The sequence below is a fragment of the Microbacterium sp. C23T genome, assembly GCF_053345975.1.
This window is the reverse complement of sequence record NZ_JBKFBD010000007.1, coordinates 1-23,239: the sequence shown is the minus strand read 5'-3', so window position 1 is coordinate 23,239 and position 23,239 is coordinate 1. Positions and strand designations below refer to the sequence as shown.

21 protein-coding genes and 1 pseudogene are annotated in these 23,239 nt (G+C 70.7%); 15 read left to right on the top strand and 7 right to left on the bottom strand.

All coding sequences use genetic code 11. The annotated features are described in order from the left end of the window. Positions 1-15 precede the first annotated feature (15 nt). Together ACLBXX_RS05600 and ACLBXX_RS05595 are read left to right on the top strand one after the other, a co-directional pair. On the top strand, positions 16-849 hold the full coding sequence (locus tag ACLBXX_RS05600; protein WP_387147852.1) for a purine-nucleoside phosphorylase: 834 nt from the start codon (positions 16-18) through the stop codon (positions 847-849). A gap of 248 nt (positions 850-1,097) precedes the next feature. Beyond that, the gene (locus ACLBXX_RS05595) at positions 1,098-2,942 is read left to right on the top strand and encodes a phospho-sugar mutase (protein WP_447657287.1); all 1,845 of its coding nucleotides are present in this window, start codon (positions 1,098-1,100) and stop codon (positions 2,940-2,942) included. Positions 2,943-2,998: 56 nt separating this feature from the next. Here the strand turns inward: ACLBXX_RS05595 and ACLBXX_RS05590 are convergent, their stop codons facing one another. The 5 genes from ACLBXX_RS05590 to ACLBXX_RS05570 all read right to left on the bottom strand — a co-directional run bounded on the left by ACLBXX_RS05590 (position 2,999) and on the right by ACLBXX_RS05570 (position 8,290). After that, a complete protein-coding gene (locus ACLBXX_RS05590) occupies positions 2,999-3,916 on the bottom strand; it encodes an ATP-binding cassette domain-containing protein (RefSeq protein ID WP_447657212.1) in 918 nt (305 codons plus the stop codon). Beyond that, positions 3,913-4,734 (bottom strand): ABC transporter ATP-binding protein, encoded by an 822-nt coding sequence (locus ACLBXX_RS05585; protein ID WP_447657211.1) that lies wholly within the window; start codon positions 4,732-4,734, stop codon positions 3,913-3,915. Before ACLBXX_RS05585 ends, ACLBXX_RS05590 begins: the two co-directional genes overlap by 4 nt. Beyond that, on the bottom strand, positions 4,731-5,606 hold the full coding sequence (locus ACLBXX_RS05580; RefSeq protein WP_310289283.1) for an ABC transporter permease: 876 nt from the start codon (positions 5,604-5,606) through the stop codon (positions 4,731-4,733). The genes ACLBXX_RS05585 and ACLBXX_RS05580 overlap by 4 nt, the downstream gene beginning before the upstream one ends. After that, the gene (locus tag ACLBXX_RS05575; RefSeq protein ID WP_447657210.1) at positions 5,603-6,562 is read right to left on the bottom strand and encodes an ABC transporter permease; all 960 of its coding nucleotides are present in this window, start codon (positions 6,560-6,562) and stop codon (positions 5,603-5,605) included. Before ACLBXX_RS05575 ends, ACLBXX_RS05580 begins: the two co-directional genes overlap by 4 nt. A gap of 180 nt (positions 6,563-6,742) precedes the next feature. After that, positions 6,743-8,290 (bottom strand): ABC transporter substrate-binding protein, encoded by a 1,548-nt coding sequence (locus tag ACLBXX_RS05570; RefSeq protein ID WP_447657209.1) that lies wholly within the window; start codon positions 8,288-8,290, stop codon positions 6,743-6,745. Between the two features lie 225 nt (positions 8,291-8,515). Here ACLBXX_RS05570 and ACLBXX_RS05565 point away from each other — a divergent pair, with 225 nt between their 5' ends. Next, complete coding sequence (locus ACLBXX_RS05565) at positions 8,516-9,100, top strand: GNAT family N-acetyltransferase (protein ID WP_447657208.1); 585 nt, start codon at positions 8,516-8,518, stop codon at positions 9,098-9,100. Between the two features lie 65 nt (positions 9,101-9,165). Here the strand turns inward: ACLBXX_RS05565 and ACLBXX_RS05560 are convergent, their stop codons facing one another. Further along, the gene (locus ACLBXX_RS05560; RefSeq protein WP_447657207.1) at positions 9,166-11,100 is read right to left on the bottom strand and encodes a BglG family transcription antiterminator; all 1,935 of its coding nucleotides are present in this window, start codon (positions 11,098-11,100) and stop codon (positions 9,166-9,168) included. Positions 11,101-11,231: 131 nt separating this feature from the next. Between ACLBXX_RS05560 and ACLBXX_RS05555 the strand changes: the two genes are divergently transcribed. The 12 genes from ACLBXX_RS05555 (at position 11,232) to ACLBXX_RS05500 (ending at position 23,069) form a co-directional block, all read left to right on the top strand. After that, positions 11,232-11,585: a PTS sugar transporter gene (locus ACLBXX_RS05555; RefSeq protein ID WP_447657206.1), complete on the top strand. Its 354-nt coding sequence runs from the start codon at positions 11,232-11,234 to the stop codon at positions 11,583-11,585. 43 nt (positions 11,586-11,628) lie between these two features. Beyond that, positions 11,629-11,907: an HPr family phosphocarrier protein gene (locus tag ACLBXX_RS05550; protein WP_045300983.1), complete on the top strand. Its 279-nt coding sequence runs from the start codon at positions 11,629-11,631 to the stop codon at positions 11,905-11,907. Between the two features lie 3 nt (positions 11,908-11,910). Continuing rightward, positions 11,911-13,566 (top strand): phosphoenolpyruvate--protein phosphotransferase, encoded by a 1,656-nt coding sequence (gene ptsP / locus ACLBXX_RS05545; RefSeq protein WP_447657205.1) that lies wholly within the window; start codon positions 11,911-11,913, stop codon positions 13,564-13,566. A gap of 45 nt (positions 13,567-13,611) precedes the next feature. Further along, positions 13,612-15,171, top strand: a complete 1,560-nt coding sequence (locus ACLBXX_RS05540; protein ID WP_447657204.1) for a PTS mannitol transporter subunit IICB — start codon at positions 13,612-13,614, stop codon at positions 15,169-15,171. 150 nt (positions 15,172-15,321) lie between these two features. Further along, positions 15,322-15,759, top strand: a complete 438-nt coding sequence (locus tag ACLBXX_RS05535) for a PTS sugar transporter subunit IIA (protein WP_056370616.1) — start codon at positions 15,322-15,324, stop codon at positions 15,757-15,759. Continuing rightward, positions 15,759-16,922, top strand: coding sequence for a mannitol-1-phosphate 5-dehydrogenase (locus ACLBXX_RS05530; protein WP_447657203.1), 1,164 nt, complete (start codon positions 15,759-15,761; stop codon positions 16,920-16,922). Before ACLBXX_RS05535 ends, ACLBXX_RS05530 begins: the two co-directional genes overlap by 1 nt. Before the next feature lie 25 nt (positions 16,923-16,947). Further along, on the top strand, positions 16,948-17,766 hold the full coding sequence (locus tag ACLBXX_RS05525) for an alpha/beta hydrolase (protein WP_447657202.1): 819 nt from the start codon (positions 16,948-16,950) through the stop codon (positions 17,764-17,766). A 4-nt stretch (positions 17,767-17,770) separates the two neighbouring features. Next, positions 17,771-18,499: a TSUP family transporter gene (locus ACLBXX_RS05520; RefSeq protein ID WP_447657201.1), complete on the top strand. Its 729-nt coding sequence runs from the start codon at positions 17,771-17,773 to the stop codon at positions 18,497-18,499. 113 nt (positions 18,500-18,612) lie between these two features. Next, on the top strand, positions 18,613-19,992 hold the full coding sequence (locus ACLBXX_RS05515) for a flavin-containing monooxygenase (RefSeq protein WP_447657200.1): 1,380 nt from the start codon (positions 18,613-18,615) through the stop codon (positions 19,990-19,992). Next, positions 19,989-20,993: a bile acid:sodium symporter family protein gene (locus ACLBXX_RS05510; protein WP_447657199.1), complete on the top strand. Its 1,005-nt coding sequence runs from the start codon at positions 19,989-19,991 to the stop codon at positions 20,991-20,993. The genes ACLBXX_RS05515 and ACLBXX_RS05510 overlap by 4 nt, the downstream gene beginning before the upstream one ends. Beyond that, positions 20,990-21,946 (top strand): SDR family oxidoreductase, encoded by a 957-nt coding sequence (locus ACLBXX_RS05505; protein WP_447657198.1) that lies wholly within the window; start codon positions 20,990-20,992, stop codon positions 21,944-21,946. The genes ACLBXX_RS05510 and ACLBXX_RS05505 overlap by 4 nt, the downstream gene beginning before the upstream one ends. A 223-nt stretch (positions 21,947-22,169) precedes the next feature. Further along, entirely contained in the window at positions 22,170-23,069 is a 900-nt protein-coding gene (locus ACLBXX_RS05500; protein ID WP_447657197.1) for an endonuclease domain-containing protein, read from the top strand. 43 nt (positions 23,070-23,112) lie between these two features. On the opposite strand, the pseudogene ACLBXX_RS05495 reads toward ACLBXX_RS05500, so the two are convergent. Beyond that, positions 23,113-23,239: pseudogene (locus ACLBXX_RS05495) on the bottom strand (IS481 family transposase); the annotation flags it as partial.

Below are 23,239 nucleotides of genomic sequence, written 5' to 3'. Positions count from 1 at the left end.
TCCTAAAGTGGTCCCATGTCAGACACCACCGGCAATCCTCTCGACGACCCCACGGCCGACCCGTTCGCGGTGGCCGCCGCCGCCGCGGAGGACATCGCCCGCATCACCGGCGTCGAGCGTCACGACATCGCGCTCACGCTCGGCAGCGGCTGGGGAAAGGCCGCGGAGCTCCTCGGTGAGACCACCTCGACCTTCCCCGCCACTCAGGTGACCGGCTTCAGCGCCCCGGCTCTCACGGGCCACGTCGGGACCCTCCGCAGCGTCGTCACGCCGAAGGGCCGCCGTGTCCTCGTGATCGGCGCCCGCACCCACTACTACGAGGGGTACGGCGTCCGTCGCGTGGTGCACAGTGTGCGCACCGCCGCCGCGGCCGGCGTGCAGACGATGGTGCTCACGAACGGCGCGGGCGGCATCAAGCACACCTGGCACCCGGGGCGCCCCGTGCTGATCAGCGACCACATCAACCTGACCGGCGACACCCCGCTCGAGGGCGCGACCTTCATCGATCTCACCGACCTGTACTCGCTGCGACTGCGCGACCTCGCCCGCTCGATCGACGCGAGCCTCGACGAGGGCGTCTACACGCAGTTCCGCGGACCCCAGTACGAGACGCCGGCCGAAGTGCAGATGGTCAAGTCGTTCGGCGGGCACATCGTAGGGATGTCGACCGCGCTCGAGGCGATCGCCGCGCGCCAGGCGGGCATGGAGATCCTCGGCTTCTCGCTCATCACGAACATGGCCGCGGGCATCCAGAAGCACCCGCTCAGCCACGACGAGGTGCTCGAGGCCGGCCGCAACGCCGAGCCCGTCATCTCTTCGCTGCTGGCGCGCGTGATCGGGGCACTGTGAACAGCGGGGAGGTGAACAGCGGGGAGGTGAACAGCGGGGCGGATGCTGCCACCGATGTCATCTCGCGGGCACACGCGTGGCTCGCGCAGGACCCCGACGGCGAGACCCGCGCCGAGCTGCGCGCACTGATCGAGGCAGCGGAGTCGGGCAACCCGGCCGCGATCGAGGATCTCGAGGACCGCTTCTCGGCGCGCCTCGCCTTCGGGACCGCCGGACTGCGAGGCGCGCTGGGCGCCGGCAGCAACCGCATGAACCGCGTGCTCGTGGCACAGGCGGCCGCAGGACTCGCGGCGTACGTGCGCGAGTCGGCGGGGCTCCCGCCGGTGGGCGTCGAGGCCGGCTCGCAGGAGGACCACGCGGATGCTGCGACCGCCGCCCACGAGGGCGCGGCGGACGACGGCGTCGCCGTGGCGCCTGCGGGCGATGAGCAGACGGATGACGCGGCGGGTACGCCGTCGGACGATGAGGCGTCGACGCCGGCCGACGCCGACCTCGCCGCTGACGGCGAGACCGCCGGCCGCGGGGATGAGCCCGGCGACGAGAGCGCCGACGTCACGAACGACGGCGGTGCCGAGGCATCCGCTCCGGAGGAACTCGCGGAGCCGTCCGCGCCCCAGCTCACCGAGACCCCCTCGGCCGACGCGCTCGAGGCGGAAGGGCCCGAGGTGCCGGGAATCCTCGACGACGCCCCGATCGTCGTCATCGGCTACGACGGCCGCCGCAACTCCGATGTGTTCGCCCGCGACTCTGCCGAGATCTTCGCCGGAGCGGGGCTCCGCGCGATCCTCATGCCGCGGCTGCTGCCGACGCCCGTGCTCGCGTTTGCCGTGCGCCACTTCGGTGCGGCGGCCGGCGTCATGGTCACGGCGAGCCACAACCCGCCCGACGACAACGGCTACAAGGTGTACCTGGGCGGTGACGACGACGGCTCGCAGATCGTGTCGCCCGCCGACGCCGACATCGCCGCGCACATCGCGCGCGTGGCGGAGGCCGGCGACATCAGCACGGTGCCGAGGTCGCTCGGGTTCGAGCTGGCCACCGAGAGCGTCGTCGACGAGTACGTCGCCGCGACGGCCGCGGTCGCACCCGCCCCCGCGGGGGCCGAGGGTCTCACGTGGGTGTACACGGCGATGCACGGGGTCGGCTGGGAGACGCTGTCGCGCATCCTCGAGACCGCGGGCTACCCCGCCCCGGTGCCGGTCTCGGCCCAGCTCGAGCCCGACGGCGCCTTCCCGACCGTCGCGTTCCCGAACCCCGAGGAGCCCGGCGCGATGGACCTCGCGTTCGAGGCCGCGCGCGAGGCGGGCGCCGAGCTCGTCATCGCGAACGACCCCGACGCCGACCGCCTGGCCGTCGCCCTGCCTGACGAGTCCGCAGAAGGCGGCTGGCGCCGCCTCACGGGCAACGAGATCGGCCTCTTGCTCGGCTGGCGCGCCGGCCGGCTCGCGACCGCCGACGGAGCCGCCGAGGGCGCCTCGCTCGCATGCTCGCTGGTGTCGTCCCCCGGCCTGGAGGCGGTCGCCCAGCATTACGGGCTCGACTTCCACGCGACGCTCACCGGCTTCAAATGGATCTCGCGCGCGCCCGGCATCGTCTTCGGCTTCGAGGAGGCGCTCGGCTACCTCGTGAACCCCGGGACCGTCCGCGACAAGGACGGCATCTCGGCCGCCGTCGCGATGCTGGGCATGGTGTCGGAGGCCCGCGGACGCGGCGCGACGCTGGGGGATCTGCTGACCGAGTTCGACGAGCAGTTCGGGGCGTTCGCGAGCGACCAGGTCTCGATCCGCGTCGAGGACGTGTCGCAGATCGCCCGGATCATGGCGGCGCTGCGGGAGCGGCACCCGTCATCCGTCGGCGACGTCGCGGTCGACCGCATCGACGACCTGCTCGACGGCGTCGACGACCTGCCCCCGGGCGACGTGCTGCGTCTGTGGCTCGCCGACGGCTCGCGCGTCATCGTGCGCCCGAGCGGCACCGAGCCCAAGCTCAAGCTGTACCTCGACGTGCGCGGCGAGTCCCGCGAGGACGCCGCTGCGCGCATCGCAGCCCTCGCCGACGGCGCCCGCGCGCTGCTCGCCGAGTACGGCGGCTGACACGACGAGGAAGGGGACGGATGCCGCGGGCTCGCAGCATCCGTCCCCTTCGTCGTTCAGCGGAGCACGAAGTGGCCGGGCGTCACCTCGGCCAGTGCGGTGCCGTCGGGCTCGAGGCCGACCGGCTCGGGGCGCGCGGAGATGCGCTCGAGGCGGCGGCGCGCCTGCGCGGGGTCGGTCGACAGTGCCGCGTCGAGCAGGTGCCGCGTGTACGGGTGCTGCGGTGACGCGAAGACCTCGGCGGTGGGGCCGAGTTCGACGATGCGCCCACGGTTCATGACGGCGGTGCGCGTGGCGATCTCCCGCACGACCGACAGGTCGTGCGAGATGAACAGGTAGGTGAGCTCCAGCTCGCGCTGCAGCCGCAGCAGGAGGTCGGTCACCTGCGCCTGGATCGACATGTCGAGCGCCGACAGCGGCTCGTCGCAGACCACGAAGCCGGGCCGCACGGCGATCGCGCGGGCGATCACGATGCGCTGGCGCTGACCGCCCGAGAACGCGCGCGGGCGACGGTTCACGGCATCCCCGTCGATCCCCACGGCGGCGAGGGCCTCGATGGCGCGCGAGCGCGGATCGGAGTCGGGGGCGAGCACCGTCAGGGGCTCCATCACGTTCTGGAGTGCCGTCCGGTGCGGGTTGAGCGACGAGAACGGGTCCTGGAAGATCACCTGCATCGAGCGGTGGTACGGCGCGCGCTTCGCGCGGGGAAGCCCCGTGAGGTCGACGCCCTCGTACGTGACCGTGCCGCTCGTGGGCTCGTCCATCTGCAGGATGCAGCGCCCGAGCGTGGACTTGCCGCTGCCGGACTCCCCCACGAGCGCCAGCGTCTCACCGCGGCGGATGGTCAGGTCGATCCCGTCGACGGCGCGCGTCGTGCCGACGGTGCGTCCCCAGGCGTTGCGCTGCGGGAAGGTCTTGACGAGCCCCTGCACCTCGACGAGGTCCGCGGTGCGGGTCGGGGTTTCAGCGCTCACGCGTCGCCTCCTTGGTCGGCATGCGCCCCGAGTTCTGCGGGGGCGTCGGGCGCAGCATCCAACAGCTCCTTCGTGTACGGATGGTGCGGCTCGCGGAAGACGCGATCCACGCTGCCCGATTCGACGATGCGGCCGTCCTTCATCACGAGCACGTCGTCGCAGACGGCGGCGACCACGCCCAGGTCGTGCGTGACGATGAGCACGGTGAGCGACCGCTCAGCCTGGAGGGTGCGCAGGAGTGCCAGGATCTGGGCCTGGATCGTGGCGTCGAGCGCCGTGGTCGGCTCGTCGGCGAGGAGCAGCTCGGCCTGCGCCAGCAGGGCCATCGCGATCATCGCACGCTGGCGCATGCCGCCCGAGAGCTCGTGCGGGTACCGCGACAGCACGCGATCGGGCTCGGGGATGCGCACGGCGGCGAGTGCCTCGCGGGCGAGCACAGTCGCCTGACGCTTGCCTACCTTCTGGAACCGCTGCGCCACCTCGGTGAGGTGCGCGCCGATCCGCACGAGCGGGTTGAACGAGGTCATCGGGTCCTGGAAGACCATGGCCGCGGGCAGCCGACGGCGCGAGGACGTGACGTCCTCTCCGTCGAGGAGCACGCGGCGCCACTCGCGGTTCGCACCGTCGGGGAGGATCCCCATGAGCGCCCGCAGCAGCATCGTCTTGCCCGAGCCCGACTCGCCGACGATGCCCACCACGCGCCCGCGCGGGACGTCGAACGAGACGTCGTCGAGCACGGTCACACGACCGCCCGTGCGGCCGGGCAGGTCGACGTCGAGCCCGTCGACGCTGAGCAGCACATCGCTCGTCGACGTCATGACGCTCCTCCTTCGCTGACCGACTGACGCAGCGCGTCGCCCAGCACGTTGAACGACAGCACGGTGAGCAGGATCAGCACACCGGGGATGAGCGCGAGATACGGCGCGGTCTGGAGGCTTCCCTGCGCGCTCTCGAGCAGGCTCCCCCATGACGCCATCGGCGGCTGGATCCCTAGCCCGAGGAAGCTGAGCGCCGACTCGGTGAGGATCGCGGTCGAGATGCTCGCTGTCGCGGCGACGATGATCGTCGGCGCCGCGTCGGGCACGACGTGTCGCCACATCACGAGCTCGCGCCGCACGCCGATGTACCGCGCGTAGCGGACGAACGCCCGCTCACGCAGCGTGAGGGTCTCGGCCCGCACGAGGCGGGCCGTCGCCATCCACGAGAAGACGCCGATCACGAAGATGATCGTCCAGAGGCCCGGCTTGAGGAAGACGCTCGCGACGATCACGAGCACCATCCACGGGATGGACGAGAGGAAGTCGACGAACCGCATGAGGGCGTCGTCGACGCGTCCGCCGGCGTAGCCCGCGATGAGCCCGACCATGACGCCGATGGCGGTCGCGGCGGCCATCGCGAGGATGCCCACGGTCAGCGAGATGCGGGCGCCGTAGACGACCCGCGAGAAGTAGTCGCGGCCGAGCTCGTCGGTGCCGAACCAGTGCGCGGCGCTCGGCGGCTGCCAGCGGATCGCGAGGTCGGTGGTCGACGGGTCGAGGGGCAGCAGCGGTGCGAGGAGCGCGACCAGCCCCACGACGACCAGGAACGCGATCGCGAGCAGTGCCGAGACCGAGCGGAACGAGCGCGTCCGGTGCACCAGCGTGGTCGCGTCGACGACCGCCGCGACGTTCGGAGTGGTCGTCGTGGTCATGAGCCCGCTCCGATCCGGATGCGCGGGTCGACGACGACGTACAGCACGTCGGCGATGAGGTTGCCGACGATGACGAGCACCGCCGACAGCAGCAGCACCGCGAGCACGACCGGGTAGTCGAGGCTGCGGGTCGCCGTGAGGAAGTAGGGGCCGATCCCGGGCCAGCCGAAGATCGACTCGGTCACGATGGCACCCGTGACGAGGATCGGCAGGGCGAGACCGAGCTGCGTGATGATCGGGAGCATCACGTTGCGGCCGACGTGGCGGGTGAGCACCTGACGCCGAGAGGCGCCGAACCCTCGCTGCACGAGCACGTAGTCCTGCGAGAACTGGCTGATCGTCGCCGATCGCACGTACCGCGCGAGCTCGGGGAAGAACGCGACCACAAGCACCAGGAACGGCATGACGAAGTGCATGAGGAAGTCGACGGGATCCCCCTGCTTGCCGACGGAGTGCATGCCGATGATCGGGAACCACCGCAGCTGGTACCCGAAGACGTAGATCACGAGCAGCGCGAACCAGAACGACGGCGTCGCGATGCCGATGCCCGCGAGACCGTCGATGGCCTTGTCGACGACCGTGCCGCGGCGCGAGCCCGCGATGAGGCCGAGCACCACCGCGAGCAGCAGCGCCGCGAGGTACGCGGGAGCCACGAGCATGATCGTGTTGGGGATGCGCGCGGCCAGCTCCTCGGCGATCGAGTGGCGGCTGGCGAGCGAGTAGCCGAAGTCGCCCTGCAGCACATTGACGAGCCAGAGGCCGTACTGCACCACGATGGGCTGGTCGAGGCCGTACCGCTCGCGCATGGCGGCCTTGGTCTCTTCCGACATCTGCGGCGTCGTGATGGTGTCGACGACGTCGTACGGCGCCGCGTGCAGCAGCGCGAAGACGACGAACGTCACGAGCAGCAGCATCGGCACGACCTGCAGCAGGCGGCGGAGGATGTAGACCGCCATCGTTCTCCTTTCACGGGCGGTGTCCGGGATGCTGCGGCGCAGCGTCCCGGACACAGGACGACGTCACGGGCCCCGGTGCCGGGACTCCCCACGCCCCCTCCACGCGGCGCTGGCGCGCCGCGCGGAGCCTCGGGGCGCGTGGGCCCACCTCCGCGCGGCGCGTCCGCGACGTTCGGCGTTCTACTGCTCGGTGAGGAGCCCGAAGTTCTCGAACGTGTAGATCGGGACCAGCTTGGCGTCCTCGACGCCGCCGATCCGCGGGTTCACGGCGAGGATCTTGAGGTTGTCGGCGAGCGGGAAGACCACCGCGTCCTCGGCGATCTGCGCCTGCAGGTCGGCGTAGATCGCCGTGCGGGCCTCGGGGTCGAGCTCGACAGCACCCTGGTCGAACAGCGCGTCCGTGGCCGGGTTCGAGTACGAGAAGTAGTTCGCCGAGGCGCCCGTGCGGTACAGCAGGCTGTAGGCGTCGGGGTCCTGACCCATGATGTAGCCGCCGAGGAACGCGTCGTACTGCGAGTCGGCGCCCTTCTGGATCTCCTCGAAGACCGCGGCGGGCTCGATGCCCGCGAGCTCCACCGTGATGCCGGCGTCCTTCAGCTGCTGCTGGATGAGGGTCGCCTCGGTCTTCTGCGCGGGGTCGGCCCCGGCGTACGCGAGCGTGAACGAGAGGTCGGAGACGCCGGCCTCCTCGAGGAGGGCTGCCGAGGCATCCGCGTCCTGTTCGTACTTCTCGACGTCCTCGGTCGCGAACGCGTTGCTCGGCGGAAGGATCGTGTAGGCGTTCTCGTAGTAGTCGTCGCTGAGGAACGCGGCAGTGTTGATGTCGTCGCGGCTCAGGGCGAAGAAGATCGCCTGGCGGACCTTCTGGTCGGTGAGCTTCGCGGCGTTGAGGCCCAGGTAGGCCACGCGGCCCTCGGCGTACGGGTAGACGTTGAGTCCCGCGCCCTCGAGCTCGGCGATCGCGTCGGGCGTGGCGAACGACGCGTCGACCTCACCGGTCTGCAACGCCGTCTTGGTCGTGTTCGGGTCCGACACGATGCGCAGCGTCAGCTCGGGGATCTTCGGCGCCGCGCCGTAGTAGTTCTCGTTCGCCTCGAACGTGAGGTACTGGCCGCGCTCGTACTCGGTGAGCGTGTAGGGGCCGGAACCGACCGCGAGCGGGTCGAGCTCGGTCACCGAGAAGTCGGTGACGTCGCCGTACACGTGCTCGGGGATGATGTACGTCTCGGTCGCGATGTTGCTGAGGGCCGCGGCGCTGACGCTCGGCAGGTGGAAGACCACGGTGCGCTCGTCGGTCGCCTCGGCGGTGATGGGCTGGTCGCCCACGTACAGCAGGTCGGCGTTGCCGTTCTCGCGGACGGCCTTGTTCGTGTACGTGAAGACGACGTCATCGGCCGTGAGAGGCTCGCCGTCGGACCACTTCAGGCCGTCCTTCAGCGTGACGGTGACCGAGAGGCCGTCGTCGGCGGGCTCGATGGACTCGGCCAGCTCGTTGACGACGGTGCCGTCGCCCTCGACCCGCGCGAGCGGCGAGTAGACGATGTTCGTGACGGTCAGGCCCCAGCGGTCGCTGACGTTGATCGGGTTGAGCGACGACGGGTCGCTCGCGATCGCGTAGGTGAGCTGGCCGGTGGCCTCGGCACCGGACGTCTCGGGTGCGGCATCGCCCTGCGCGCAGGCGGCCAGACCGATGGTCGCCGCCAGTGCCAGTGCGATGGGGGCGATCACTCGCCTCTTCGTCTTCATCTGTTTCGAGTCCTCTTCGCTGTGCATGCGCCGGAATGGACGCACCGTTCGAGCCTAGGCGGGGCTCCGGAGGCGAGGGCCGGGCGGGGCGAACAATTGCGAAGTATGACGACGCGCGGGCGCGCATGTGGACGTCAACGCGATCGGGTTGCTTCGCACGATGCCCATCCGGCATGGTTCCGCGCACCCGCGGCCTACGCTCGGAACATGCTCCTCACCTCGCCGGTCACCCTCGAGAACGCGCACGTGCGGCTGGAACCCCTCTCCCTCGAGCACGAGGCCGACCTCGCTGCCGCGGCGGTGGGGCTGGAGCACACCTGGTACACCTCGGTGCCGCGCCCCGAGGGCATCGCCGCCGACATCGCGCAGCGGCTGGCGTGGCGCGACGAGGGGCACATGAACCCGTGGGCGGTGCGTCGGCTCGATACCGGGCGAGTGATCGGCACGACCACGTTCTGCAACATCGACCAGGCCAACCGGCACGTCGAGATCGGGCACACGTGGATCGGACTCGAAGCCCAGCGCACGGCCGTGAACACCGCCTCGAAGCTGCTGCTTCTCGCCCACGCGTTCGATCAGTGCGACGCCATCGCGGTGGAGTTCCGCACGCACTGGCACAACCGCCAGTCCCGCGCCGCGATCGCGCGCCTCGGCGCCAAACAGGACGGCGTGCTCCGCAACCACCGCCTCGGCCCCGACGGCACCCTGCGCGACACCGTGGTCTTCTCGATCCTCCCGACCGAGTGGCCCGCCGTCCGCCTCGACCTCACCGAGCGCCTCGCCCGCGGCTGACCCGAGGGCGCAGCATCCGTTCCCGAAGACTGATGCGGCAGGCTCGGGCTCAGGCTTCGGCGGGCTCAGCCGTCGATGACGGCGACGAGCTCGTCGAGGAAGGCGTTGAAGTCGGTGCCCCGGCGGACGAGGCGCTGCACGCTGTCGCGCTCGCTGAACACCTCGACGAACTGCTCGAACACGGTCTGGAAGGCCTCGCGGTCGGTCTCGGAGAACGCCACGAGCGCCACGACCTGCACGCGCCCGTCGCCCCACGGGATCGACGGGTCGGCGATGCCGATGGCGATGGCGGTGCGGGATGCCGTCATCTCGAGCGCGTGCGGCACCGCCAGGGCGTCGGTGAACGCGGTCGATGACAGGCGCTCGCGCTCGATCGTGCGCTCGACGTACTCGGCGTCGATGACGCCGCTGGCCTGCAGCAGGGCGCCCAGCCCCCGGATCACGCCCTCCTCGCCGGCAGCCTCATCGAGGCCGCGGAGGAACGCGGACGGCTCGAAGTAGCGCTCCAGCTCGGCGCGCAGCCGCGCGAGGCGGCGCGAGCGCCGGATCCTCCCGGCAGCGGCCTGCACGCGCTCGACGTCGGCGTCGGTGAGGAACGGCTGGATGCGCACGATCCGGTCGTTCGTCGTGGGCGGGTCGATCGTCGTCAGGACGAGGTCGGTGTCGATCGAGGCCCAGTCGGGATCGACGCGGGTCTCGACGCCCACGACCTCGATCGCCTGCCCGAGCGAGCGGTCGACGCTGGAGCGCAGCAGCTCGTGCAGGTCGTAGTAGCCGGGGCACACGATGGTCGCGGTGAGGAGCTGGTCGGCGCGGCGGCTGCGCTCGAGCCGACCCCCGACGTGCATCGCGATGTACGCGATCTCGTCGTCGGGAAGCGGGATTCCCAGTCGCTGCTGCAGCCGGCTCGCGATGAACACCGCGACCTCGAAGATCATCGGGTACGTCGACTTGAGCGACCGCGTCAAAGGGTTGCGCGACCACGCCTGCTCGCGGGCGCGGTGCAGCAGGTTCTGGACGTGGAGCGCGAGCCGAGCCACGAAGTCGTCGTGCGCGATGTCGACGAGGAACTCGTCGGCGGCCGCCGTCACGACCTCGCGCACCACGGCCTCGACCTCGGGATCGAGTGACGACGGAGCGGTCCCGGATGCGGCGTCCTCATGGCCGTCGGGAGCGACGACGCGCGTCAGCACCAGCGTCGCGAGGTGCTGCAGATCGGCGCTGCCGAGCCGCACGCCGAGGTGCCGCTCGGACAGCTCCGCGATGATCTCGGCGACCTGGCTCTGGGTCGGCCGCTCCGCCGCGCTGCCGCCGGCCGCGTCGAGCGGGCGGTCGCGCGACGTGCGGTCTGCGGCGATCGCGATGTGCATGACGACGTCGGCGATGCCGAACTCGTTGACGAACCAGCCCAGTTCGCCGAGGCGCGCGACGAGCTCTGTCTTGAAGGGGCCGAACGCCTGGGCGCCGACCGATCCCTCGCCGAGCGTGCGGCGGAGGGCGGCGAGGTCGAAGGAGCCCGCATCCATCTCGTCGTGGGCGAGCCTGCTCAGCAGGCGTCGCTGCGCGCCCTCGGTGCCGCGCAGCCGGGCGCGGGACGCGGAGCGCTCGAGGGTGAGCTCGGTTCCGCCGAGGAGCCCGCGGACGCGGGCGAGGTCGGCGTCGAGCGTGGCCGGCGAGACATGGAGCGCGTCGGCGGTCTCGAACACCTCGATGCCCTCCGGGGCGTCGAGCAGCGAACGCACCAGCGTGTGCAGCCGATCGCGTGGTGTGCCCGTGTCGCCGCCCGCCCGGAGAGCCGCCGCGGCATCGGATCCGGCGCGGTAGCCCTGCGGCCCGGATTCCACAGCGACGCCCGGCGCCACCCGCGCGTTCGCGGCGGTGACGTAGGAGCGGATGCTGCGCGGAGTCACGCCCAGCGCGTCGGCCAGAGCGGATGCGGTGACCCAGTCGCCGTCGCGCAGGAGCAGTCCGAGCACACGATCTTGCCGGGCTCGGGTCACACGCCCAGTCAACCACGCGCACCGTCGCCCGAGGCCGTCGGCCGCTTCCGCGTTTCCGCCCCCGCGGAAGAAGGAGTGGTTGTGCCGCTCCCAGCGTTCTCACAAGAATGGCCAGAAGAGGAGGCGGATCGATGAGGATCCTGGTGGTCTGCGGAGCGGGTGCCTCGAGCACCTTCGTCGCTCAGCGCGTGCGTCACGCGGCCCACGCAGAGGGACTCGACTATTCCGCCTTCGCCGGCACCGAGCAGTCGCTTCCGATCGATCTCGATGCCGCCGACGTCGTCCTCGTCGGTCCGCACCTGGTCCATGCGCTCGAGCGCATAGAACGGGATGCCGCCGCGCGAGGCACGACGGTGGTGCTGCTGCCGCCCGACATCTTCGGAGACCGGGACGGCACGCGGACACTCGCGCTGGTCCGCGCCGCGATCGGGAGCCCCGGGGGGCCGCTCCCGGCCGCGGATGCGGTGCCGCCGCTCCAGGACTGAACTTCACCCGCGACGAACCAGGAACAGACAGAGAGGTCACGACATGCCACCCATCTCCCGCACCGTCCGGATCGGATCGGCGCACGGTCTGCACGCGCGTCCGGCGAAGCTGTTCGCGCAGGCGGCGAAGGATGCCGGCATCCCGATCACCATCGCGAAGGACGCGGGGAGCCCGGTGAATGCAGCGAGCATCCTCGGCGTGATCGCGCTCGGCATCGAGCAGGGCGACTACGTGACCCTCACGGCAGACGGCGACGGGGCGGAGTCGACGCTCGACACGCTCGCGGAACTGCTGACCACCGACCACGACGCGGAGGCCTGAACCATGACCGAACTCCGGGGTGTGGGAATCGGACTGGGCGTCGCCCAGGGACCCGTCGCGCGAATGGCGGAGCCCGCGCCGGCTCCGTCGGACGCGCCGAGCACGATCAGTGCCGACGAGGAGAAGGCGCGCGTGACGGATGCCGTCGCCGCCGTCGCGCGAGAGCTCGAGGCCCGCGGCGCGCAGGCGGGCGGCGCCGCGCAGGAGGTGCTCGAGGCGCAGGCCATGATGGCCGAGGACCCGACCCTCGCCGACGAGATCGGCACGCGGCTCGCGCAGGGCAAGACCGGTGAGTTCGCGGTGTACGACGCGTTCGCGTCGTTCCGCGATCAGCTCACGGCGATGGGCGGCTACCTCGGCGAGCGCGCCGCCGACCTCGACGACGTCGCGCAGCGCGTGATCGCCCGGCTGCGCGGGGTGCCGGCCCCGGGCGTGCCGGATCCCGGGCATCCGTTCGTGCTCGTCGCCAAGGACCTCGCACCGGCCGACACCGCGCTCCTCGACCTCACCAAGGTGCTGGCCCTCGTGACCACCGAGGGCGGCCCGACCTCTCACACCGCGATCCTCGCGCGCGAGAAGTCGATCGTCGCGATCGTGGGCGCCACCTCGGCGACGGGACTGCGCGACGGCGAGACGGTGATCGTGGATGCCGCCGCCGGCGTCGTGACGACCGACCCGACCGCCGACGAGCTCGAGCGGGCGCAGAACCGCGCAGACGCACGTGCGTCCGCAGCATCCGCTCCGATCACCGACGGCGCCCTCGCGGACGGCACCGCGATCCCGCTGCTGGCGAACCTCGGCAACCCGGAAGGCGCCGCCGACGCGGTCGCGCTGGGCGCCGAGGGTGTGGGACTGTTCCGCACCGAGTTCCTGTTCCTGAGCTCCAACCAGGCACCCACCGTCGAGCAGCAGCGCGAGTCGTACACGAAGCTCCTCTCCGCGTTCCCGGGCAAGAAGGTCGTCGTGCGCGTGCTCGACGCCGGCGCCGACAAGCCGCTCGCGTTCCTGAACGACGCGCACGAGGAGAACCCCGCGCTCGGGCTCCGAGGCATCCGTGCCCTCCGCGCCAGCGAGGACATCCTGCGCGAACAGCTCACGGCCCTCGCCGAAGCGGATGCCGCCACCGACGCCGACCTGTGGGTCATGGCGCCGATGATCGCCACCGTCGAGGAGACGGAGTACTTCACCGCCCTCGCCCGCGACTACGGCATCAAGACCGCCGGCGTCATGGTCGAGGTGCCCTCGTCCGCGCTTCTCGCCGACCGCATCCTGGTGGACGCGGACTTCGCCTCCATCGGCACCAACGACCTCACGCAGTACACGCTCGCCGCAGACCGGCTCCTCGGATCGGTCGCGTCGTTCCAGGATCCGTGGCACCCGGCGGTGCTGCGCCTGATCCGCGAGGTCGGCGACGCCGGCCGCGCGAACGGCAAGCCGGTCGGCATCTGCGGTGAGGCGGCGGCAGATCCCCTGCTCGCCGTCGTGCTCGTCGGCCTGGGCGCCACGAGCCTGTCCATGGCACCCACGGCCCTCGCCGACGTGCGCGCCACCCTTCTCCAGCACACCATCGCCGAGGCGCGCGACATCGCCACGGCCGCACTCGCCGCCAATGACGCGGCATCCGCCCGGTCCGCAGCCCAGCAGGCGGCCACCCGATAGGTCGCCCCGGCGGCCCGGACACCCACACACAAGGGAGACAGCAAAATGACAACGGCGTCAGTGCCCGCCTCGGGCACCAGCAAGGCGCGGGTCGGAGTCCAGCGCTTCGGCACGTTCCTGTCCGGCATGATCATGCCGAACATCCCCGCCCTCATCGCGTGGGGCATCTTCACCGCGTTCTTCATCGCGGTCGGCTGGACCCCGGTCCCGGCGCTCGCGACGCTGGTGGGGCCCTTCATCCACTACCTCCTGCCGATCCTCATCGCCTACACGGGCGGCAACATCATCTACGGCGTGCGCGGCGGCGTGGTGGCCTCGATCGGCACGTTCGGCGCGATCGCGGGGTCGGACTACCTGATCGCGCAGATCAACGCCGACCTCCCCGCCGACAACCAGCTCGGCCAGGTGCACATGTTCATCGGCGCGATGATCATGGCGCCGATCTGCGCGTACTCCATGCGGTGGCTGGACAGCCTGTGGGAAGGCAAGATCAAGGCCGGCTTCGAGATGCTCGTGAACATGTTCTCGGCGGGCATCTGGGGCTTCGTGCTCGCGATCATCGGCTTCTACCCGATCGCATGGGTCGTCAACGGCATCATGCAGGTGCTCAGCAACGCGGTCGACTGGCTCGTCTCGATGAACCTGCTGCCGCTGACGAGCATCATCATCGAGCCGGCGAAGGTGTTCTTCCTCAACAACGCCATCAACCACGGCGTGCTGACGCCGCTCGGCATCCAGCAGTCCGCCGAGACCGGCTCGTCGATCCTGTTCCTGCTCGAGGCCAACCCCGGTCCCGGTGTGGGTCTCCTCCTCGCGTTCACGTTCTTCGGCATCGGCGCCGCGCGCGCCTCCGCCCCGGGCGCCGCGGTGATCCAGTTCTTCGGCGGCATCCACGAGGTGTACTTCCCGTACGCGCTGATGAAGCCGATGCTGATCCTCGCGCTGATCGCGGGCGGCATGACCGGCGTCACGACGAACATGCTCCTCGGCGGTGCCCTGAGAGCACCGGCCGCACCGGGCAGCATCTTCGCGGTGATCGCTCAAGTCGCGAACAACTCGTATGTCGCAGTGCTGCTCTCGGTGGTGCTCGCCGCCACCGTGACGTTCCTCATCTCGTGGGTCATCCTGCGGGCGTCGCGCAAGCGCGACCTCGAGGCGATGGCGGCGACCGACGACGCGTTCGGCGCGGCGATCACGCAGACCGCGGCCGCCAAGGGCAAGACGTCGGCGGCGCTCGACGGCCTGCGCAGCGGCGCCGCCACGAGCGCGGACGGCGGCATCGAGCCCGCCACCATGACCGAGCGCGAGATCAAGAACATCGTGTTCGCGTGCGACGCGGGCATGGGTTCGTCGGCCATGGGCGCGAGCGTGCTGCGCAACAAGATCAAGAAGGCGGGCATCGAGGACGTCACGGTCACCAACAAGGCGATCGCGGCCCTGGACGCGTCGGCGGATCTCGTGATCACGCAGAACCAGCTCACCGACCGGGCGCGGCAGAAGACGCCGGGCTCGGTGCACGTGTCGGTCGACAACTTCATGAACTCGCCGCGCTACGACGAGGTCGTGGACCTTGTCCGCGCCCAGCACGAGGATGGGACTGCGTAGCTGAGACCGCGGTGGGGCCGGGCGGGCGAGAAGCCCCCGGCCCCATCGCCCTCGGCACGGCCGCGCCCCGCTGCTCGGTACGGGCGGCGGGTCGCGGCATCCGTATCTCCTCCGACGACACCAGAGACGAACGACGAGAAAGGCGAGAACATGGCACGCGAGGTTCTGAGCATCGGGCAGGTGCGCATCCACTCCGGGAGCGCGACACGGGACGAGGCGATGCGGGAGGCGGCCGACATCCTCCAGTCGGCGGGCGCGGTGACCGGCGCCTACTACGACGCGATGCTCCAGCGCGAGCAGACCGTGTCGACGTACATGGGCAACGAGCTCGCGATCCCCCACGGCACCAACGAGACCAAGGGCGAGATCCTCGAGTCGGCGCTGTCGGTCGTGCGCTACGACGGCGGCGTGGATTGGGACGGCAACCCCGTGACCTTCGTGGTCGGCATCGCCGGCAAAGGCGACGAGCACCTCGAGATCCTGTCGCAGATCGCGATCCTCTTCTCGGACGAGGACGAGGTCGAACGCCTCAAGACCGCGCAGACGCCGGAGGAGCTGTTCGGCCTGGTGTCGGCGGCAGGCGTGTGATGAAGGCCGTCCACTTCGGGGCCGGCAACATCGGGCGAGGGTTCGTCGGGCTGCTCCTGCACGAGGGCGGGTACCAGCTCGTCTTCTCGGACGTCGCCGCCCCGCTCGTCGACGCGATCAACCACGTGTCCCGCTACACGGTGCACGAGGTGGGCGAGGGCGGTCGCGACACGGTGGTGACGGGTTTCACAGCCATCAACAGCGCGGAGCACCCCGACAAGGTCATCGACGAGATCGCCGGGGCCAACGTCGTCACGACGGCGGTCGGACCCACGATCCTGAAGTTCGTCGCGCCGCACATCGTCGCAGGGCTGGCGCTCCGCGACCCCTCGAGCCCGCCGCTGCAGATCATGGCGTGCGAGAACGCGATCAATGCCACCGACCTGCTGCGCGACGAGATCAAGGCTCTCGCCGGCGACGCATGGGATGCTCTCGCCGCCCGCGCGGTCTTCGCCAATACGGCGGTCGACCGCATCGTGCCGGCCCAGCCGGAGGGCGCCGGCGTCGACGTCACCGTCGAGCCGTTCTTCGAGTGGGCGATCGAGCGGCCGCCGTTCGGCGACGACCCGCCCCACATCCCGGGCGCGCACTTCGTCGACGACCTCGCGCCCTACATCGAGCGGAAGCTCTTCACGGTCAACACCGGGCACGCGGCCACGGCCTACTTCGGGGCGCAGGCCGGGGTCGAGGGGATCGCCGGGGCACTGGCGGACCCGGCGATCGCGTCGCGGGTCGAGGCTGCGCTCGAAGAGACGTCGGCGCTGCTGGAAGCGAAGCACGGGCTCGACGCGGCCTCGCTGGCTGACTACCGCGCGACTATCCTCGGCCGGTTCCGCAACAAGGCGCTCCCCGACACCGTGTGGCGCGTCGGGCGGCAGCCGCTGCGCAAGCTCTCGCGGCACGAGCGGTTCGTGGGTCCGGCGGCCGAGGCCGCCGAGCGCGGGCTCGGCGTCGACGCGCTGGTCGCGGCGATGGGTGCGGCGCTCGCGTTCGACGACACCGAGGACGCCCAGTCGGTGGACCTGCAGCGGATGCTGCGAGAACAGGATGCCGCCTCGTTCACCGAGTCGGTCACGGGCCTCGAGCCGCAGCATCCACTCTTCCCGAAGGTCGAGGCGGTCGTGGCGGCCCGGCAGGCGGAGCTCGGAAGCGCGAAAGGGTAGATTCCCGCCGGGCTACGCTCGTGAGGTGAACGCACGCGACGCCGATCCCGCACCCGACGCCGACCCCGCGACGGGCGCCCCCTCCGCGCCGGCGGCCAAGCCCCGCCGACGCGGGTTGCGGGTGCTGTGGTGGATCCTCGGCTCGATCGGGGCGCTCATCGTGCTCGCGGTCGTCGGCATCCTCATCTGGAGCCAGGTCGGCGTGATGGGCGCCGAGGCGGATCCGCTCGCGGAGGTGAAGGCGAACCCCGGCATCGAGATCACCGACACCGACGCGGGCATCGTGCTCTCCCCCACCGGCGAGTCCGCCGACGTGGGACTGGTGTACATCCCGGGGGCGAAGGTCGACCCGTGGGCGTACGCGTACAAGGTCTCGGGCCTCGTCGCCGAGGACGGCGTCACCGTCGTCATCACCAAGCCGTGGCTCAACCTCGCGTTCTTCGATGTCCGGCCGCTGTCGACGTTCACCGGCCTCGCGCCCGACGTCGACACGTGGCTGGTGGGCGGGCACTCGCTCGGCGGCGTCCGGGCGTGCCAGCTCGCGTCGGACGCCGACGGCCTGGCCCTGTTCGGCTCCTACTGCTCGAACGACCTGTCGGAGTCGGGTCTGCCGGTGATCAGCGTCTCCGGCAGCGAGGACGGGCTCTCGACGCCCGAGAAGATCGCGGACGCCCGCCACCTGCTGCCCGAGGACGCCGAGATGCACGAGATCGAGGGCGCGAGCCACTCCTCGTTCGGCGACTACGGCCTGCAGGCCGGCGACAACACCCCGACGATCTCCGACGAGGACATGCGCGACCAGCTCACCGAGCTCGTCGGAGCCTTCGCGCTCGCGCAGGGCTGACCCCGTGGCGCTCACGCTGGTCCTCGCGGCGATCGCGGCCTTCGTCGCGGCGGTGATCCAGCGCATCACCGGACTCGGGTTCGTGCTGGTGCTCGTGGGGCCGATCGTCGTGCTCTACGGACCGGTCGAAGGGGTCACGATCGCCGTGCTGCTCGCCCTCGTGGCCGCGTGCACCGCGGTCCCGTTCGTCTGGAAGCACGTCGAATGGCGGCGCACGTGGTGGCTCATCTGGCCGGGACTGCTGGCCTCGCCGTTCGGCGTGCTGCTGGTGCACCTGCTGCCGGAGGCCGCCCTGCTCCTGCTGATCGCCGCGATGGCGTACTTCGCGCTCGTGGCGAGTCACATCCCCGCGCTCTCGGCGTCGCTGTCCGGTCGGACAGGCGCGATCGTCGCCGGATCGGCCGCCGGCTTCATGAACGCCGCGAGCGGCCTGTCCGGCCCCGCACTGGCCGCGTACGCGGTCGGCGACAAGTGGCCGCAGCGCCGCTTCGCGGCCAGCGTGCAGGTCATCTTCCTGGCATTCGGCATCGCGTCCGTGGCGCTGCGTGGGCTGCCCGTCTCCCCCATCGAGGACGTGAGCACCCTCGTGGTCGCCACGATCGCCGGCATCGCGATCGGCACGATCCTGTCGCGCAACGTGTCGCCGCGGATCGCCCGGGTGGCGATGCTGGCCATCGCGTGGGCCGGCGCGACGGTGGTGCTGGTGCGGGGCATCCTGGCAGTCTTCGTGTGAGGCGACGCGGGATTTCGGTTAATTCCGACTAACGCTTAGGGTTGCTCTCGAAACTGGGGTCGGCACCGTCGCGCCGACGACACGACGACGTGTGGAGACGGAATGAAGGACGCATGAGCGCGCACCGCTATGCCATCATCGGCGCCGGGCCTTCGGGCCTCTCCGCCGCTCGGGCGCTGCAGAGGGCCGGGATCGAGTTCGACGGCTTCGAGGCGTCGCGCGGGGTCGGAGGCCTCTGGGACATCGAGAACCCGCGCTCCACGATGTACGAGTCGGCGCACCTCATCTCGTCGCGCACCACGACCGAGTTCGCCGAGTTCCCGATGCGCACGAAGGCCGACTACCCGAGCCACCGCGAGCTCATCACCTACTTCCGCGACTTCGCCGATCACTTCGGGCTGACCGCCCGATTCCGCTTCGACACGAAGATCACCTCGCTCGAGCCCACGGACGACGGCGGTTGGATGCTGCGCGCCGAGGGCCCCTCGACAAGCTCAGGGACCGGCGGCGACGGCCCGGTCGAGCAGCGCTATGACGGGGTGATCCTCGCGAACGGCACGCTCGCCGAGCCGAACGTCCCCGCTTTCCGTGGTGAGTTCACGGGTGAGCTCCTCCACACGAGCGCCTACAAGTCCGCGACCCAGCTCACCGGCAAGCGGGTGCTCATCATCGGCGCGGGCAACTCCGGCTGCGACATCGCGGTCGATGCCGTGCACCACGCGGCATCCGTCGACATGAGCGTGCGCCGCGGCTACTACTTCGTGCCGCGCTATCTGTTCGGCAAGCCCTCCGACACGCTCAACCAGGGCAAGCCGCTCCCGGCGCGCATCAAGCAGTTCGTGGACACGCGGGTGCTGCGCGCCTTCACCGGCGACCCCGTGCGGTTCGGGTTCCCCAAGCCCGACTACAAGATCTACGAGTCGCACCCCATCGTCAACACGCTCATCCTCAACCACCTGGGCCAGGGCGACCTGCGGATCGTTCCCGACATCGACCGCTTCGACGGGCGTACGGTGCACTTCCGCGACGGGTCGTCGGCCGAGTACGACACGGTGCTGCTCGCCACCGGCTACAAGCTCGACTACCCGTTCGTCGACCGCGGCGCCCTCGCGTGGTCGGGCATGGCGCCGCGCCTCTTCCTCAACACCTTCACCCCGACGTTCAACGGGCTCTACGTGATGGGCATGATCGAGGCATCCGGAATCGGCTGGCAGGGTCGGTACGAGCAGGCCGAGCTCATCGCCGCGTACCTGGCGGCACTCCAGCGCCACCCCGACCGCGCGGCCGCCTTCCGGGCGCGCGTGACGGGCGAACCGTGGCCCGACCTCACCGGGGGCTACAACTACCTGGGCCTCGAGCGCATGTCGTACTACGTCAACAAAGACGCCTACCGCGGCGCCGTCCGCACAGCCACTCAGGCGCTGAAGACGGATGCCGCAGCCCGCGGCCCGCGACGGGCGCGCGGTGCCGCCCGCCGGGAGGTGACGGCGTGAACCCCGACGACGTCGTGCTCAACTTCAATCCGGGCACACTCGTGATCCTCAACGTCGTGCTCGGGCTGATCATGTTCGGCATCGCGCTGGATACGACCCTGGACGACTTCAAGGTCGTCGCGCGCAAGCCGAAGCCCTTCGTCATCGCGATCCTCGCGCAGCTCATCGTGCTGCCCGCCGTGACGTTCGGGCTGACCCTGATCCTGCCGGTGACGCCGTCCATGGCGCTCGGCATGATCCTCGTCGCCTGCTGCCCGCCGGGCAACATCTCGCAGGTGCTCACGCATCGCTCCGGCGGCAACGTGGCGCTCTCGGTGTCGATGACCGCCGTCTCGAACATCGTCTACATCTTCGTGCTGCCGCTGTCGATCGCGTTCTGGGGTTCGCTGCACCCGACGGCGCGCACGCTGCTCGAGGCGGTGTCGCTCGACGCGTGGGCGATGCTCGGCGACATCCTGCTCATCATCGGTCTGCCGTTCGCGCTGGGCCTGTTCATCCGGCACCGCTTCCCCGTCTTCGCGAAGCGCGTGCAGCCGTTCGTGAAGTGGTTCTCGCTGCTCGCGCTCGTCGGCTTCATCGTCGCCGCACTCGTCGGCAACTGGGCCTACTTCGTCGCGTTCCTCGGCGTCATCATCCTCGTCGTCACGATCCACGATGCGGTCGCCCTGGCGATCGGGTACAGCACCGCGGTCGTCGGCGGCCTCGGCACCCGCGAGCGCAAGGCGATGACGTTCGAGGTCGGCATCCGCAACGCGGGCCTGGGTCTCGGACTCGTCTTCGCGTTCTTCGGGGGCCTCGGCGGCATGGCGATCGTCGCCGGCTGGTGGGGCATCTGGGACATCATCGCGGGGCTCATCGTCGCGGCCCTCTGGGCGCGGCACACCAAGAAGCGCACGGGCTCCGCCAAGGGCGACGCGTCCCGCCACGCGCTGCGCTCGTCGGCGGACGGCGCGACCGGGTCCGCGACGGGGTCGGTCGATCCCGCGGAGCCCGTCGCATGAGCCGCCGCGCCCTCGTCACCGGCGGCGCCGGCTTCCTCGGCTCGCGCGTCGCCGCTGCCCTCGCCGCCCGCCCGGATGTGGAGCTGGTCGTGGCCGGCGACCTGCGGCGGCCGCAGCATCCCGTCGACGGCGTCGTGTACGACGAGTGCGACGTCACCCGTCCCGACGGCCTCGTGCCGCTGCTGCGCCGCCACCGGATCGACGTCGTCGTGCACCTCGCCGCGATCGTCAACCCCGGCCGCGACCACGGCCTCGAATACCGGGTGGATGTGGACGGCTCGCGGCACGTGCTCGAGGCGTGCGTGGAGGCCGGTGTGAAGCGGATCGTGGTGTCGTCGTCCGGCGCCGCCTACGGCTATCACGCCGACAACCCCGAGTGGCTGCGCGAGAGCGACCCCGTGCGGGGCAACGACGAGTTCCCGTACTCGAAGCACAAGCGTCTGGTCGAGCAGCTGCTCGCCGGATACCGCGAGGCGCACCCCGAGCTCGAGCAGGTCGTGTTCCGCATCGGCACGATCCTGGGCCCGACGGTGCAGAACCAGATCACGGCGCTCTGGGACGGCCCCGCCCTCCTCAAGGTGCGCGGCTCGGAGTCGCCCTTCGTCTTCGTGTGGGTCGACGACGTCGCCGCCGCGATGGCGCGCGCCGCCACCGACGGCCCTCCCGGCATCTACAACGTCGCCGGCGACGGCCGCGTGACCGTGCCCGAGATCGCCCGGCGCCTCGGCAAGCCCGTCGTGACCGTGCCTGCCGGGCTGCTGGGCTTCGGCCTGCGGATGGGACGGATGCTGCGCCTCACCGTCCACGGCCCGGAACAGGTGCGCTTCCTCCGCTACCGTCCCGTGCTCGCGAACGCGAAGCTGAAGGACGGGTTCGGGTTCACCCCCTCGAAGACCTCGTCTGAGGCCTTCGAGGCGTACCTGGCGTCACACCCCGACGTGGCCCGCCGCTGACCGACCACCAATGGGCACTGTCGGCGCTGCAGAACTCCTTCGATCGATGACTTGCGACCGCTTGATCGCCCGCCGGAGCGGCGGCTAGGCGGGGTTCGAAGGAGTTCTGCAGCGCTGGCGCTGTGTCGCGCGGACTCCTCCCCAACCGTCGAGCGACCCACCGGATCCACAGATCCGGCAAGGATGGCCCGAGTCCTGCGCCCCAGCGTGTCGGATGGATGGGGTGCCCGTTCCCGCGCCCCCTCTGCTCGCGGCCCAGGTGTTCTCTGCGACCTTCCTCGGCCCGGGCGCGCTGGCAGACGCAGGGTTCAGCCGCCACACGATCGCCGGTCTCGTGCGCACCGGGGGCCTCCTTCGGCTGCGCAAGGGCCGCTATTGTCAACCAGGCGTCCACCCCGCTCTGCTCACGGCGGCGCGGCTCGGCGCCCGGCTCGACTGCGTGTCGCTGCTGCACACGATCGGCGTCTTCATCCACACGAGCGACCGCCTGCACGTGCAGGTCGACAAGGGCGCCAGCCGACTGCCGCCGCGCGGCGCTGACGTGGTGGCGCATTGGCGGGCCACCACGCGCGAGCGGGAGACACTCGCCGCCGACCTCCTCGAGGCGCTCGCACAGGCATGCCGGTGCCAGAGACCGCGCGACGCGATCGCCACCCTGGACAGCGCCTGGCACCACGGACTCGTCGACGAAGCTGGCATCGCCGCCGTGTTCTCGCTGCTGCCGCGGCAGTACCGGCGGCTTCGCCGTCTGCTCGACCCTCGATCGGAGTCGGGGCCGGAGACCATCATGCGACTGATGCTGCGCGGGCTCGGCTGCCGGACCGAGGTCCAGGTGAAGATCGCCGGGGTCGGCCGCGTCGACTTCGTGGTCGACGGCTGGCTCATCGTCGAATGCGACAGCCGTGCGCACCACGAAGGGTGGGAGTCGCAGAAACGCGACCGTCGCCGCGACCTTGCGGCGGCAGCGCTGGGTTACACGACGATCCCACCCATCGCGGAGGACATCCTTTACCGGCGAGAAGAGGTGCTCGCCGCGCTGCGGTCGACCCTGTCGAATCCCGCTCCCCGCCGCGGTCTGCTGAACTCCTTCGATCCGCTCGCGCGGAAGCTGATGAGTCCCTGACCCACCGGTGCCTACCCCGAATCGAAGGAGTTCTGCAGGCCGGCTAGGTGTGATGTCCAGGCAGGTTGTTGAGTCTGCTGATGGGTGCGGCTCCGATGGCGGAGTGTTGCCTGTGGTGATTGTAGAAGTGCAGCCAGTCGGGTAGCGCGTTGCGTCGTTCGGTGTCTGAT

Excerpts from the sequence above, each read along its gene's own strand:
- ACLBXX_RS05565 (WP_447657208.1), top strand. The coding sequence starts at position 8,516 with ATGCTCCTCACCTCGCCGGTCACCCTCGAGAACGCGCACGTGCGGCTG.
- ACLBXX_RS05530 (WP_447657203.1), top strand. The coding sequence starts at position 15,759 with ATGAAGGCCGTCCACTTCGGGGCCGGCAACATCGGGCGAGGGTTCGTC.
- ACLBXX_RS05535 (WP_056370616.1), top strand. The coding sequence starts at position 15,322 with ATGGCACGCGAGGTTCTGAGCATCGGGCAGGTGCGCATCCACTCCGGG.
- ACLBXX_RS05595 (WP_447657287.1), top strand. The coding sequence starts at position 1,098 with ATGAACCGCGTGCTCGTGGCACAGGCGGCCGCAGGACTCGCGGCGTAC.
- ACLBXX_RS05585 (WP_447657211.1), bottom strand. The coding sequence starts at position 4,734 with ATGACGTCGACGAGCGATGTGCTGCTCAGCGTCGACGGGCTCGACGTC.
- ACLBXX_RS05505 (WP_447657198.1), top strand. The coding sequence starts at position 20,990 with ATGAGCCGCCGCGCCCTCGTCACCGGCGGCGCCGGCTTCCTCGGCTCG.
- ptsP (WP_447657205.1), top strand. The coding sequence starts at position 11,911 with ATGACCGAACTCCGGGGTGTGGGAATCGGACTGGGCGTCGCCCAGGGA.
- ACLBXX_RS05540 (WP_447657204.1), top strand. The coding sequence starts at position 13,612 with ATGACAACGGCGTCAGTGCCCGCCTCGGGCACCAGCAAGGCGCGGGTC.
- ACLBXX_RS05550 (WP_045300983.1), top strand. The coding sequence starts at position 11,629 with ATGCCACCCATCTCCCGCACCGTCCGGATCGGATCGGCGCACGGTCTG.
- ACLBXX_RS05515 (WP_447657200.1), top strand. The coding sequence starts at position 18,613 with ATGAGCGCGCACCGCTATGCCATCATCGGCGCCGGGCCTTCGGGCCTC.
- ACLBXX_RS05575 (WP_447657210.1), bottom strand. The coding sequence starts at position 6,562 with ATGGCGGTCTACATCCTCCGCCGCCTGCTGCAGGTCGTGCCGATGCTG.
- ACLBXX_RS05580 (WP_310289283.1), bottom strand. The coding sequence starts at position 5,606 with ATGACCACGACGACCACTCCGAACGTCGCGGCGGTCGTCGACGCGACC.
- ACLBXX_RS05600 (WP_387147852.1), top strand. The coding sequence starts at position 16 with ATGTCAGACACCACCGGCAATCCTCTCGACGACCCCACGGCCGACCCG.
- ACLBXX_RS05555 (WP_447657206.1), top strand. The coding sequence starts at position 11,232 with ATGAGGATCCTGGTGGTCTGCGGAGCGGGTGCCTCGAGCACCTTCGTC.